Source organism: Allohahella marinimesophila (genome assembly GCF_039538005.1).
Classification (GTDB): Bacteria; Pseudomonadota; Gammaproteobacteria; order Pseudomonadales; family Oleiphilaceae; genus Allohahella; species Allohahella marinimesophila.
On the sequence record NZ_BAABBO010000007.1, the window covers coordinates 677,454 to 690,489 of the forward strand.

8 protein-coding genes and 1 riboswitch are annotated in these 13,036 nt (G+C 56.6%); of the genes, 5 read left to right on the top strand and 3 right to left on the bottom strand.

All coding sequences use genetic code 11. The features are described from left to right. Nucleotides 1-7 precede the first annotated feature (7 nt). A complete protein-coding gene (locus ABD735_RS08530; protein ID WP_344805326.1) occupies nucleotides 8-1,045 on the bottom strand; it encodes an aldo/keto reductase in 1,038 nt (345 codons plus the stop codon). Nucleotides 1,046-1,283: 238 nt separating this feature from the next. Further along, nucleotides 1,284-1,386, top strand: a riboswitch (glycine riboswitch). A gap of 59 nt (nucleotides 1,387-1,445) precedes the next feature. Between ABD735_RS08530 and ABD735_RS08535 the strand changes: the two genes are divergently transcribed. Together ABD735_RS08535 and ABD735_RS08540 are read left to right on the top strand one after the other, a co-directional pair. Continuing rightward, nucleotides 1,446-2,723 (top strand): D-amino acid dehydrogenase, encoded by a 1,278-nt coding sequence (locus ABD735_RS08535; RefSeq protein ID WP_344805328.1) that lies wholly within the window; start codon nucleotides 1,446-1,448, stop codon nucleotides 2,721-2,723. Next, complete coding sequence (locus ABD735_RS08540; RefSeq protein ID WP_344805330.1) at nucleotides 2,686-3,486, top strand: substrate-binding periplasmic protein; 801 nt, start codon at nucleotides 2,686-2,688, stop codon at nucleotides 3,484-3,486. The genes ABD735_RS08535 and ABD735_RS08540 overlap by 38 nt, the downstream gene beginning before the upstream one ends. A gap of 161 nt (nucleotides 3,487-3,647) precedes the next feature. Here ABD735_RS08540 and ABD735_RS08545 read toward each other — a convergent pair whose 3' ends face one another. Together ABD735_RS08545 and ABD735_RS08550 are read right to left on the bottom strand one after the other, a co-directional pair. Next, nucleotides 3,648-7,136 (bottom strand): transglutaminase family protein, encoded by a 3,489-nt coding sequence (locus ABD735_RS08545; RefSeq protein WP_344805332.1) that lies wholly within the window; start codon nucleotides 7,134-7,136, stop codon nucleotides 3,648-3,650. A 125-nt stretch (nucleotides 7,137-7,261) separates the two neighbouring features. After that, entirely contained in the window at nucleotides 7,262-8,437 is a 1,176-nt protein-coding gene (locus tag ABD735_RS08550) for a lipase secretion chaperone (protein WP_344805334.1), read from the bottom strand. 301 nt (nucleotides 8,438-8,738) lie between these two features. Between ABD735_RS08550 and ABD735_RS08555 the strand changes: the two genes are divergently transcribed. The 3 genes from ABD735_RS08555 to ABD735_RS08565 all read left to right on the top strand — a co-directional run bounded on the left by ABD735_RS08555 (nucleotide 8,739) and on the right by ABD735_RS08565 (nucleotide 13,009). After that, complete coding sequence (locus tag ABD735_RS08555; protein ID WP_344805336.1) at nucleotides 8,739-9,182, top strand: ComEA family DNA-binding protein; 444 nt, start codon at nucleotides 8,739-8,741, stop codon at nucleotides 9,180-9,182. Between the two features lie 199 nt (nucleotides 9,183-9,381). After that, nucleotides 9,382-11,802 (top strand): bifunctional diguanylate cyclase/phosphodiesterase, encoded by a 2,421-nt coding sequence (locus ABD735_RS08560; protein WP_344805338.1) that lies wholly within the window; start codon nucleotides 9,382-9,384, stop codon nucleotides 11,800-11,802. Further along, a complete protein-coding gene (locus ABD735_RS08565) occupies nucleotides 11,795-13,009 on the top strand; it encodes an acetate/propionate family kinase (RefSeq protein WP_344805340.1) in 1,215 nt (404 codons plus the stop codon). Before ABD735_RS08560 ends, ABD735_RS08565 begins: the two co-directional genes overlap by 8 nt. The last annotated feature ends 27 nt before the right edge of the window (nucleotides 13,010-13,036 follow it).

The window sequence follows — 13,036 nt, forward strand, 5'->3', positions numbered from 1 at the left end:
ACCCCGATCAGAACGGCATTGGATACCGACGGTAAACGTCGGCGATGTCATCTAGCGCCGATTTGCTCAGTGTCACATCAGCAGAGGCGATGTTGGATTTCAGCTGGGTCATGCTCGTAGCGCCGATGATGTTGGCCGTCACGAAGGGGCGACTGGTCACGAAGGCCAGCGCCATCTGACACACGTCGAGACCATGACGATCAGCTACCCCGATGTAATGCTCCACGGCTTCGTGTGCCTGGGGCCTGTCCCTCGGCACCGAGTCGAGCAGGCTCCAGCGGCTGCCCTCAGGTCGCTTGCCATTCCGGTACTTGCCAGACAGCATGCCAGAAGCCAGCGGTGACCAGGCGAGAAGCCCGCAATCTTCTGTCATGCTTATTTCCACGAGATCAGGCTCGAACAGACGGCAAAGGAGGCTATATTCGTTCTGGATCGATACCATTCGCGGCAGGTCATGAGTATCAGCGAGCTGAAGATATTGCATCATGCCCCAGGCCGTCTCGTTGCTGAGACCGACATGGCGGATGCGACCCGCCTTCACTTCCTCCCCGAGCGTCTCCAGCACTTCAACAAGATTCGCGGTCACCTGAGCCCGGTCGAAATCCGGCTGGAAATTCCATTGCTTGCCGAAATGGTAAGCGCCCCGGTTTGGCCAATGCAGCTGATAGAGGTCGATATAATCAGTCTGCAAACGTCGCAGGCTGTCATCCAGTGCCGCTTTGATATTCGGACGATCGATGCTTGCGCTCTTGCCTCGAATCCAGGACGGACCGGGCCCGGCTATCTTGCTCGCAAGGATGATGTCCTGCCGACGCCCTGACTGCTTGAGCCAGGTGCCTATGATTTCCTCCGTACGGCCATAGGTCTCGGCTCGGGGCGGCACGGCATACATTTCGGCGGTATCCAGGAAATTGATGCCCTGCGAGAGTGCGTAGTCGATCTGTTCATGGCCTTCGGACTCAGTATTCTGTTCGCCCCAGGTCATCGTCCCAAGACACAGTGCGCTGACTTCGATGTCGGTTCGCCCCAGACGTCGATATTCCATTTCTTTTCCTCACACATTTTGTTTACTGCTGACTTTTATACGGGCTTATACGAGCTCTGACCATAAAATATCAACCGCAAGCACAGCGCTGATGACCCGTTCATCGAATAATGCTAGGATTGACATTCGATGATACGTGGTATGGGAGAGTGTTCTGCAAGTGCGCAATCGTGCAGCTGCAGGAACGCCGAAGGCGCAACCGGCTCGGAATCGCTCAGGCAAAGTGGACCATGGCAACGGCATCGGCTCTGGAGAGTGTCACGTTCAGTTGAAGACACACCGAAGGGGTAGGTCTGCGCCCCGCAGACTAAACTCTCAGGTCCCCGGACAGAGGAGCCCAGTCAGGACGCCAGGCGCGCCTGCTTTCATTTTCCTTAAGTGAATCCGGAGCCTCTCTCATATGTATGATTCAATTGTTCTCGGCGCAGGTATTGTTGGCGTCAATACGGCGTACTGGCTTGCCCGCAAGGGTCAGAAGACGCTCGTCGTCGATCGTCAACCCGGCCCGGCCCTGGAGACCTCCTTTGCCAATGGTGGACAGATCTCTGTGTCCCATGCTGAGCCCTGGGCTAATCCTTCTGCACCCCTCAAGGTAATGCAGTGGCTCCTCAAGCCAGATGCGCCCCTGCTGTTCCGTCCACGTATGGATCCGCATCAGTGGCAGTGGCTGGTGAGCTGGCTCTATGAATGCCTACCAGCACGTAGCCGCAAGAACACGGTAGACATCGTCAAGTTGGCAACCTTTTCGCGCGACATGTTGCAGGAAGTTCGTGCCAGGCACGACCTGCAGTATGAGCAGAAGACACAGGGCATCCTGCACTTCTATCGTGATCAGAAGGAGTATGACAGCGCCATTCCCGTTGCTGATCTGATGCGCGAATACGGGTGTAACCGTCGTGTCGTCAACAAGGATGAAGTGCTCGCGATCGAGCCGACCCTCAGGCACATCAGTAATGACATAGTTGGCGCGACCTATACGGCTGAAGATGAGTCTGGCAACGCCCAGCTTTATACCACTTTGCTGGCTGAGGTGGCGGCCGGCATGGGCACCGAATTCGCTTATAGCTCTGAAATCATGCGGCTTGAAAAGTTCAAGGACGGCAATGGCGAAAGCGTTCGAGTCGTCATTCGTCGCCAGGGCAAGGAAGAGGTGCTCGAAGCTCGAAATGTCGTGGTCTGCATGGGCAGCTTTTCGCCTCAGCTACTACGGCCGCTGGGCATCAACCTCAATATCTACCCAGCGAAAGGCTACTCCATCACCGTACCGCTCGAGAATCCGGATGAAGCGACCACGACAAGCCTGACGGATGATCAGTTCAAGCTGGTGTACAGCCGGCTTGGCAACAAACTGCGCGTTGCTGGCACGGCTGAACTGTCCGGTTATGATCAGAATGTCGTCAAGCATCGCTGTGAAGCCATCGTCAATAATGTACGCAAGGTATTCCCCCTGGCGGGTGGTTACGAGCAAGCACAGTTTTGGGCTGGTCTGCGTCCTACCACACCGTCCAACATGCCCTACCTTGGCCAGACGCGATATAAGAATCTGTGGCTGAACACGGGTCACGGTACCCTCGGGTGGACCATGGGCTGTGGCAGCGGCAAGGTGGTTGCGGACCTCATCAGTGAAGGCCGGAGCGATTATGCTGACTTCAAGGTGGACGGCCTGTCCATGGCCTGAAGTGCTGAGGGGTCGGTTCGTGCCCCTCACGCTCTGGCTATGGCTGCTGACAGGTGCGCCGGCTCTCGCTGCTGAAGAGGCGCGCCGTCAGCTTGTCTGTTCCAGCACTGTCTACCAGCCTTATGTGATTCAGGACGAACAGGGCATCCGTGGCATCGATGTCGATGTCGTGCGGGAAATCGGCCGACGCCTGAATATCGATATCGATATCAGGCTGTCGCCGTGGACCCGACTTGAGAAAGAGCTCGCCGCAGGTGAGCAGGATTGCGTGTTCTCTTACTTCCACACCCCCGAGCGCGAGGCATTCGCCCATTTCACCGGCGTGCCTATGCATATCACCGAATACACCGTATTCGTGAAGTCTGAAGCTGGCATGAATACCAACGGTCTCTCCCTGCTCTATGGTAAACGCATCGGCGTCAACCGCGGCTTCAAAACCACAGATGCTTTCGAAGCAGCGCGAGAAGCCGGCCATATCGACGTCGAGCTTGTGACCGAAGATACGCAGAGCTTCCGAATGCTGATGCTGGGCAGGGTCAACGGCGTCCTGACCAATGCAGATGTCGGTCGCTACATCACTGCGCAACTCGAACTCGAGGATGTGGTTGCACTGCAGCCGCCACTAGCCACGGAAGCGGCTTACCTGGTGCTGCGGCGTGCACCGGAGCTGGAAGATCTCGTTGAGCAGTTCAACTGGGCGTTATTTGAGATACTTCGAGATGGGACGTATCGCGAGATTCAGGAGCGGTATGGCTCACGGTAGTGCAGAACTGATCACTTAAGAAGGTGGCTAGCTGGTCATTTGTTCTTATCTGACTATTACAGCGCTTACCCCGATAGCGCCAAAATTCGCTCATATAACCCGCCGACAAAGACACTCTTCATCGGCGGGCAATATCAAAACAGCAAAGCCAGACGAGCGCCCTACTTCACCCGACGCAAATCAAAAGTGTGCGGATACTCCATCGACGGCTCCACCGGCGTCAAATCGACACCACTCACATCCGAACGATGCGGCACTGAACCTCGCAGCATCGAACCGGAAGGCGTCGTCGAATAAGTCTGTATCCGATTATCGGTCGGGTCGGCATTATTCGAGAAGCCGGCAAATCCGCCCATACCACCGTAGTTGTGATTGAGCGCGCTCTGCGTGTGGCCGATGTTTTCAAAGCGGTTATGCCGCCTGGATTCAGCTTCCACCGCATTGATCGGCATCGCATCGTAGCTCAGGCCGCCCTGATGCACGACGTGATAGGTGCAGCCGCCGATACTCCTGCGATTCCAGGTATCGATGATATCGAACACCAGAGGCGCATGAATGCCGATGGTCGGATGCAGGGCCGAGAACGGTGCCCAGGCACGATAACGAATGCCAGCGACATACTCGCCGTGGCGTCCGGTGTTATGCAGTGGCACGCGCTTGCCGTTACAGGTCAGTGCGTAACGGGCGTCAACAAAGTTCGTCAGACGGACCTGCAGACGCTCGACCGATGAGTCCACATAACGCGCGGTCCCCATGCTTGAGACCTCTTCACCAAGGACGTGCCATGGCTCGATGGCCCAGCGCAATTCAACGCTCATGTCATCGATCTGATGGCGACCATAGTGCGGGAAGCGGAACTCTTCAAACGGCAGCAACCACTGCAGCTCGAAGGGATAGCCGTGGTCATTCAGCTCCTGCACCACGTCCTTGATATCAGCCCAGACATAGTGCGGCAGCATGAACTTGTCGTGCAGCTCAGTGCCCCAGCGGACCAGCTTCTGCTTGTAGGGCTCGTTCCAGAACCGTGCCAGCATCGAGCGAATAAAGACGCCCTGGACCAGTGACATTCGCTCGTGTGGCGGCATTTCAAAGCCACGTAGTTCAACGATACCCTGCCGGCCGCTCGCGGTGCCCGGCGCATAGAGCTTATCGATACAGAACTCGGTTCTGTGCGTGTTACCGGTCACGTCGATCAGCAGGTTACGCAGGATGCGGTCCACCAGCCAGGGCTGCGGCACGTCACCTTCAGGCATCTGCTGGAAGGCGATCTCGAGCTCATACAGGTTCTCGTCCCTACCCTCGTCCACACGCGGTGACTGCGAGGTTGGTCCGATGAACATGCCCGAGAACAGATAGGACAGGCCCGGATGATTCTGCCAATAATTGACAAAACTCCGGAGCAGATCCGGCCGTCGCAGGAAGGGACTGTGATCAGGCGTCGAGCCGCCGAGCGTCATGTGGTTACCACCACCAGTACCTGTGTGGCGACCATCGATCATGAACTTCTCAGCGGAGAGACGGCACTGTCTGGCCTCTTCATAAACGGTCTCGGTGATCTCGACCTGCTCGCGCCAGGAGTGCGACGGCTGAACGTTCACTTCGATGACACCAGGATCCGGCGTGACCAGCAGCTTGTTGATGCGGGGATCACGCGGCGGCTCGTAGCCTTCGATGATGATCTTCTGATCGCATTCTTCGGCGGCATGCTCGATGGCCGCCAGCAGCGCAAGGTAATGCTCGAGATGCGTCATCGGTGGCATAAACAGATAGAGCTTGCTACCGCGACGTTCTACGCCAAGCGCTGTTCTGATCACCTCATTTTTCGAAACACTGGCGCTACCGGCTTTCACCTTACGGGTGGCCTTGTCGAGCTTCTCTGCCGACTGCAGAGGCGCGCGGTTATCAAAAGGATCTCGCTCATAAGGCAGCATCTCGGACGGATGCGTCGCCAGCGGCAGCGAATTCAATGGCAGTCGCAGACCCATTGGGGAGTCACCCGGGAGCAGTGACAGTCGCTCACCCCGTAATGGCCACAGCGAAGTCTGCCAGTGCGGCTTGGACTTGGCCTCGGCCAGCGGATTGAAGTCTGCCGGGTCCCAGCGCAGCGGAATCACATAGCCGACTACAGACGACAGACCCTGCCCAAGAATTCGCGCCAGGCGTCTGCGCTCGAGATCATCGCCAAGGTCCGCCTTCATGAGGTCGAGGTTGGCCGGCAGCGCCTGCTCCTGCATGAGGTGATAGGTGATGTCCTCGTAAGCGGGAATGGCATACTCAGGTTTGATGCCAAGCTGCCTGGCCACTTCGAGCGCAAACTTGTCGAGCGCTTCGTCGCTCAGTTTCTCGGACTTTTCTTTTGACTTTGCCTTCTTCTTTCTCGAATCGGCATCCGAGATCAGACCTTCAGGCTCATCGAACAATTCCTTGTTGTTCCAGATCGGTTCACCGTCGGTTCGCCAGAAGCTGCCGAGTGCCCAGCGTGGAATCTCTTCGCCGGGATACCACTTGCCCTGGCCGTAATGCAGCATGCCAGTTGGTCCGAAACGATCATGCAGACGCAGCAGTAGCTTGTGCGCAAGTTTGAGCTTGTCGTCACCGAGTGCGCCAGTGTTCCACTGCTCCGACTCCATATCGTCTATCGACACAAAAGTCGGCTCACCGCCCATGGTCAGGCGAACATCCTGTCGTTGTAACTGTTCGTCGAGCTTGTCACCAAGATCAAGCACACGCTGCCATTCGGCTTCGGTGTAAGGCATGGTGACGCGGGGATCTTCCTTGATCCGCTCGACGACGTTGGAAAAACTGAATTCGACCTTGCCCTTGCTGGTCGCGCCTTCTACAGGTGCTGCAGAACCAGGCTCAGGTGTACAGGCCAGTGGAATATGACCTTCACTGGTGAGCAGACCGGAAGTCGGATCGAGACCGACCCAGCCAGCACCAGGAATATAGACTTCGCACCAGGCATGGAGATCGGTAAAATCCTCAGCAGGCCCAGACGGGCCATCAAGACTCTTCTGATCAGACTTCAGCTGGACCAGGTAACCGGACACAAAACGTGCCGCCAAGCCCAGGTGTCTGAGAATATTGACTAGCAGCCATGATGTGTCACGGCACGAGCCCTTGCGCAGTTTCAAGGTCTGCTCTGGTGTTTGAACGCCTGGCTCGAGACGAATACCGTAGCCGATGTCCTGCTGCAGGCGCTGGTTGAGATTGACGATGAAATCGTTGATGGATGTTGGCTCCATCGACACTTCAGCCAGCCATGCCTTGAGCAAGGGCCCCTTGCGTGTTTTCTTCAGGTAAGGCGCCAGCTCGCGTACCTGAACCGGCTTGTACTTGAACGGGAATTCCTTGGCGTAGTCTTCGACGAAGAAGTCGAAGGGGTTGACCACCTTCATGTCGGCGATCACTTCGACCTGAATATCGAGCGAAGTAGTCGGCTTCTGAAATACCAGTCGGGCGAGGAAATTGCCGAATGGATCTTGCTGCCAGTTGATGAAATGTTCTTCTGGCGACACCTTGAGTGAATAACTATGAATCGGTGTGCGGGAATGCACTGCGGGCCGCAGTCTCAGCACATGTGGAAAAAGCGTTACCGGACGATCGAAATCGTAGGTCATCCGGTGTTTGAGCGCGACACGAATCGTCATAGATAGCAATCCAGGGCTTAAAAACCCAGTGTCTCACACTCAGCGATGCTTACAACCCCCAAGCGGCGCCATAGCGGGCTTTCAGTCCAATGAGTCGTGTCATCGCGTCGATTCATTACCTGGAATTACTGTGAAGCCGCACTCTGTTGAGCTGTTTTTCGTGCGATAGCTTCGACTGCGGCCACCCGAGGCAGCTCGGCCTCGTCGAAAGTCCGAGCCTGCAGCGCTTCTATAGTGGCACTTGCATCGGCTTCTGACACGCCGTCAGCCAGCAGCGCTGCCTTTTGATCGAGATAACTTTGCATGCGCTGCTCGAAAACCGCTTCGTTCGCCAGATGATTTACCACGCTTTCGGTAGCCTCCGGGTCGAACTGATCTGGATATCGCTGAGCCAGAATGGATTTGATGTCTTCCGGTGACCTGCCCTGCTCGAACAATTCAACAGTGGCATCAGACAGCGCGACCTGTTTGCGCGCCTGTGCTTCGGCTTCGATCATCTGCGCAGGGAGGATGCGCTCGGCTTCCTTCAAGGCTGCTTCGCGGGCCGGCGGCGTTAGCGAGTCGTCGGCGTTGAGCTTCATGGCCGTCAGCGCGTATTCGCCGTAGGCTTCTTCAAGACTGAAAAAGGCATCGACCTCCTGTGGACCAAAATATTGCCTGCGCAGGGCCTTGAGCTGCTCGAAGGTCTGCTCCATGGTCTGGGCGTAATAGTCATAGGTCTGCTGCACGTTTGACTGGTCCTGGGCCACCATGGGCTGCCCCATCATGTCTGCCATGGCATGTTGATAGTCAATGTAGTTCTGCAGCATCATCCGAGCCTGGGCTGCAGCTTCAGGTGGCAAACGCTGGTCGATCTGCTGATGCAGCATGGCCAGCACCTCATCGACACTGCGCTCACCGACGGCACTGAGGAAGTAATCAAAGAAGTCCTTCACATCGATGGAGACCTTGAGATAACCCTGATCATCGGCTTCGAGCTTGCCATCGATATCAGTGCCAGCAAGCGAGGGGGCAAAGGACCCGCCGTCCCAGCTGGCCGGCTCAGGCTCAGCCGTGGCCACAGCAGCCAGCGGAGGCGTCTGCGCGGGATCAGGTGTGGGCACGGTGGCCTCAACAGGGCCTGACTGCGCCAGCACCTCTGCCCCCGTTTCGTCAGACGGCTGGTCGCGATCGAGCAGACCGAGCGCGCCTGCCGCGATCAGCAAGGCGATGGTCAGCACGAATATGAGGGCGATGATCAGCAGCGTGCGGGGAGTCGAAGTCGTATCGTGGGATGGGGCGTCGGGTCGTCGATTTCGCATCGCATTGCCTCTTGTTCAGTACTGGTTATTGTTATGATGCTCAGGATTGCCACAATAGTCTCGGCACTCAACTACCCATACGGGTGAGCCGGGACTGCAAGGCCTTGATATGCACCATTGCGGACGGGACCGCACGAAAAAACGTGATGGCTATCACATGAGGTCATAACGCTCGCAAAATGTAGGCTAAAGCTTACATGAAATGTAAGCAGATACTGACATCCAGGCCCCTCGTAAATGCGTAAGCTGGGGCCTGTTAGCCGGTCATGGTGACCGGTCCAGTCGCCAAGGATGGTGAATCATGAAGGCCCTGACCTCCCGCTATGGCATTCTATGCCTGCTGTTTATCGTACTCATGGTACTTAACCTGAATAGCATAGTGCGCGCAGACACTGCACAGGGCTTGCGAGCCGCCAGTCAGGCCACCGTGCTCACTGCCGAAGCGCTCAGGACCAATGCCGCTCCACTCGTCGTCAGCAAGACAATGTCGTCCGGCATCGCACCGGTTCTCACGGGTGGCCAGCAGAAAAATGTAGAGGCCACAGATGACGTACCCATTGCCATCAACCAGCTGGATGCGGCAGGATTGGCAAAGGCCATGAAGGGTATCGGTCCGAAAAAGGCCGAGGCCATCGTAGAATTCAGGACGGTAAATGGCCCATTCATGGATGTCGAAGAACTGCTCAATGTGAGTGGCATAGGCGAGCGGATACTGCAGATGAATGCTGGACGCCTGCAACTCTGATACGAGCTGGTTTACCTGCGACCGGCTCTTCGTGCCATCCCGGTGAAATCATCTACACTGTAGGATGGAACTCAGCTATATAGCCGGTGTGAATGATCAATAGCTCCCTTTTCAGTGGCGTTGAAACAGCCCACGCAGCCCCGCAGCCCACTGTTGACAGTAACGCGGATATTGCAGCGTCCAGACAATCGGGCCCGCCATGAGCTTGCGTCTGCCTGCCATGCTGTCTTCGAAATCGCCCCTGACCATGAAGATGATCCTCTGGATCACCGTGTGCAGTACGCTTTTCGCGCTCGTGGCTATCGGCATTCAGGTGCTGACCGACTATCGCCGCGAAGTGGCCGAAATCAACAGTCGTCTCAAGCTCATCGAAGCCTCCTATCAAAAGCCTCTTGCGCGCAGCCTCTGGTCCCTGGATGACAAACTGCTGGAAGTGCAGCTCAGGGGCATACTCGCTCTCGAAGATATCGTCCGTCTCGAATTGCTGACCTTTCCCGACGAAGAGCGCAGTTTTGGCGAGGTTGCCAGTGGTTCGAATATTATTTCCCACCAGTTCAAACTCAGCTACGAAACAGATGAAGTCTATGAGCTTGGCGTGCTCAGGGTCTTTGCCACCCTCGATGGTATTCGGGCCAGACTCGGCGACCGCTTGCTGGTCATCATAGGGATACAGACACTGAAGACTTTTGGCCTGTGTCTACTGATCTTTCTCATATTCAGGGGCCTGGTCACCAAACATCTGAGCAGGATGGCGCACTACGCGCGAAGCCTGAATCTGGACAGCATGTCGGTGCCACTGGTGCTGGACCGGGGGGCTCAGAATCCCCGCACCAAGGACGAACTCCAGCAGGTGACTGACGCCATCAACGACATGCGTGAGCGGCTTCTGAAAGATCTGGAACAACGCAAGCACGACAGTGCCGAAATCCGAAAACTTTCTCTGGCCATCGAACAAAGCCCCTCCTCCGTGCTGATCTGTAACGATCGCTGGCAGATTCGTTTTGCCAACAACAAGTTCATCAACATGACCGGCAAGCGCGTCGTCGATGTGCTCAACAAGCATCCCAAGGAAATTACCCTGCTCAGTGGCGATGGTCGCGAGAACGATAGCCTCTGGGAAAATATTCAGACCCAGGTCGAACGTGCCGGCATCTGGCAAGGCGAGCTTCGTAACACCAAGCAGGGTGGCGAGCGTTTCTGGGAACAGGTCGTCATCACGCCTATTCGCGACGAAGACGGCGCCATTTCGCAGTTCCTGATCCTTGGTGAAGATATCAGCCTGCGCAAGCGCTACGAAGAACAATTGCTGCGTCAGGCCAATTACGACATGCTGACCAGTCTTCCCAACCGCATGCTGGCTATCGACCGACTGAAACTTGCGCTCGCCCAGGCAAAGCGCAGCGCGAACCATATAGGCGTGCTCTTCATCGATCTGGACAATTTCAAGCACGTCAATGACACGCTGGGGCATGATGCCGGTGATCGGCTGCTCATCGAAGTGGCGCAGCGAATCGCTCACGTGGTCCGGGACTCCAGCACGCTGTCGCGTCTCGGCGGCGACGAATTTCTCGCCATTCTGCCCGAACTGGATACCGCCGACCTTGCGAGCGACATCGCCCAGCGCGTACTCGATGCATTGACCGCCCCGATCATTCTCGGCAATCAGGAATTTTTCGTCACGGCCAGTATCGGTATTGCCGTGTATCCGGATGATGGCGATACCAGCAGCACGCTGATGCAGCAGGCGGATTCCGCCATGTACAAGGCCAAGCGCCAGGGCAAGAGCGCGTTCTACCGCTACACTGCTGACCTCAACGTGCATACGCGAGAGCGCTTGCGCACTGAAACACTGCTGCGCAAGGCGGTCGAACGTAACGAACTCGTGCTGCACTATCAGCCCATCGTCGATACCAAGACCTGTCAGATCGTCGGGGCGGAAGCGCTGTTGCGCTGGAACAGCCCTGAACTCGGCTTCGTCGTGCCCGACAAGTTCATTCCTTTGGCGGAAGAAACCGGGCTCATCATCCCCATTGGCGAATGGGTGCTGCAGCAGGCCTGTCATCAGACAAGAAAATGGCAAAAGCGCTATGGCGAGAACTTCTGGATTGCCATCAATGTTTCACCACGACAGTTCAAGGATTTCTCCTTCGTTGAGCAGGTACGGGATATACTAAGCCAGAGTGGCCTGGCAGGTACTTCACTCGAACTCGAAATCACCGAACGCTTGCTGCTGGACAATACGCTTGAAACCAACCGCATTTTGCATGGGCTCGACGAACAGGGCATCAAACTGTCTGTCGATGACTTTGGCACAGGATATTCGGCCTTGAGTTACCTCAAGAGCTACCCCTTCGATACCCTGAAAATCGACCGTTCCTTCGTCAATGACGTATTGAAGGAAGAAGAAGACGCCGCGCTGGTGACAGCCATCATCACCATGGCGCACAGCCTCGGCCTGCTGGTCATCGCCGAAGGTGTCGAGGAGATGGGTCAGCATGAGTTTCTTTCAAAACGCGACTGCGACTTTGCCCAAGGCTATTATTTCAGCAAGCCAGTTGCTGTTGATGCGTTCGAGGTACTGCTCAAGCAGTCCCAACACAGGAGTGTAATTGGTGGCTGAAGCGAACGAGCTCATCCTCGTAGTGAATTCGGGGAGCTCTTCAATCAAACTGGCCCTGTACGACATCACAAACGACGAAGAACTTGTCAGCGCGCTCGGTGAGGCCCTTGCAGGCCCAACAGCCAGGCTCACCGCGAAAGGCGCCTTCCGCGCCAGCATGGACTTGCCCAACGGCGATCATGGCGCTGTGCTCAGCGCCTTCATGGATATGTTGCGGGACAATAATTTTGATCTCGCGAACATTGCGGTTATCGGCCACCGGGTCGTTCATGGGGGCGAACATTTTTCCGACTCGGCGCTGATCGATGATGATGTCCTGGCGCAGATCGAGGCCTGTGAGCCCCTTGCGCCGCTGCACAATCCGGCAAATCTGACAGGTATCCGTCAACTGGCAGCCTTGCTACCCGACCGTCCTCAGGTCGCCGTCTTCGATACCGCCTTCCACCAGACTTTGCCTGAAAAGGCTTTCCGCTATGCCATCCCTGCCCGCCTCTATAGCGAGTCAGCACTGCGACGCTACGGCTTTCACGGCACCAGTCACCGCTTCGTTGCTGGCAAGGCCGCAGCCTGGCTGGAACGCGATCTTGCCGAGACCAATCTCATATCTGCACACCTCGGCAATGGCTGCTCGGTATGCGCCGTAGCCGGTGGCCTGTCGGTCGATACCAGCATGGGGCTGACTCCGCTGGAAGGCGTACCCATGGGCACCAGGAGTGGCAGCATTGACCCAGGCCTCATGCTTCACCTTCTTCAGCGCATGAGCATGAATCCGGCGGAGCTGGATCAGATGCTGAATCGGCAGAGCGGCCTCCTCGGGTTATCTGGCCTGAGCAATGATATGCGAACCCTGACCGGTGCTGCCGAAGAAGGCTATACCGAAGCAAAACTTGCCATCGACGTATTCTGCTATCAGGTAGCGAAAACGATCGCCAGTTACTGGGCTGTGTCCAAGGGCCCACACGCCATCATTCTGACAGGCGGTATTGGTGAACACGCAAAGGGTGTCCGCGCACAGATCATCGGTGAACTCAGCGCCTTCGGGCTCACACTCGATGGCGCGGCCAATGACCAGGCGATACCAGGCGATACCGGTGTACTCTGCATCGGCCAATCGGACAACACCCGCGTACTGGCTATCAGTACCAACGAAGAGCTGATGATCGCGCAGGACGCCAGAAGGCTTCTCGACGCTGCCAAGGGCGTCTGAGCCGGTCTCATCCGAATTCACGTGGTG

Bases quoted from the DNA above. Each gene is read 5' to 3' on its own strand.
- ABD735_RS08530 (WP_344805326.1), bottom strand. From the start codon at position 1,045: ATGGAATATCGACGTCTGGGGCGAACCGACATCGAAGTCAGCGCACTG.
- ABD735_RS08535 (WP_344805328.1), top strand. From the start codon at position 1,446: ATGTATGATTCAATTGTTCTCGGCGCAGGTATTGTTGGCGTCAATACG.
- ABD735_RS08540 (WP_344805330.1), top strand. From the start codon at position 2,686: ATGCTGACTTCAAGGTGGACGGCCTGTCCATGGCCTGAAGTGCTGAGG.
- ABD735_RS08545 (WP_344805332.1), bottom strand. From the start codon at position 7,136: ATGACGATTCGTGTCGCGCTCAAACACCGGATGACCTACGATTTCGAT.
- ABD735_RS08550 (WP_344805334.1), bottom strand. From the start codon at position 8,437: ATGCGAAATCGACGACCCGACGCCCCATCCCACGATACGACTTCGACT.
- ABD735_RS08555 (WP_344805336.1), top strand. From the start codon at position 8,739: ATGAAGGCCCTGACCTCCCGCTATGGCATTCTATGCCTGCTGTTTATC.
- ABD735_RS08560 (WP_344805338.1), top strand. From the start codon at position 9,382: ATGAGCTTGCGTCTGCCTGCCATGCTGTCTTCGAAATCGCCCCTGACC.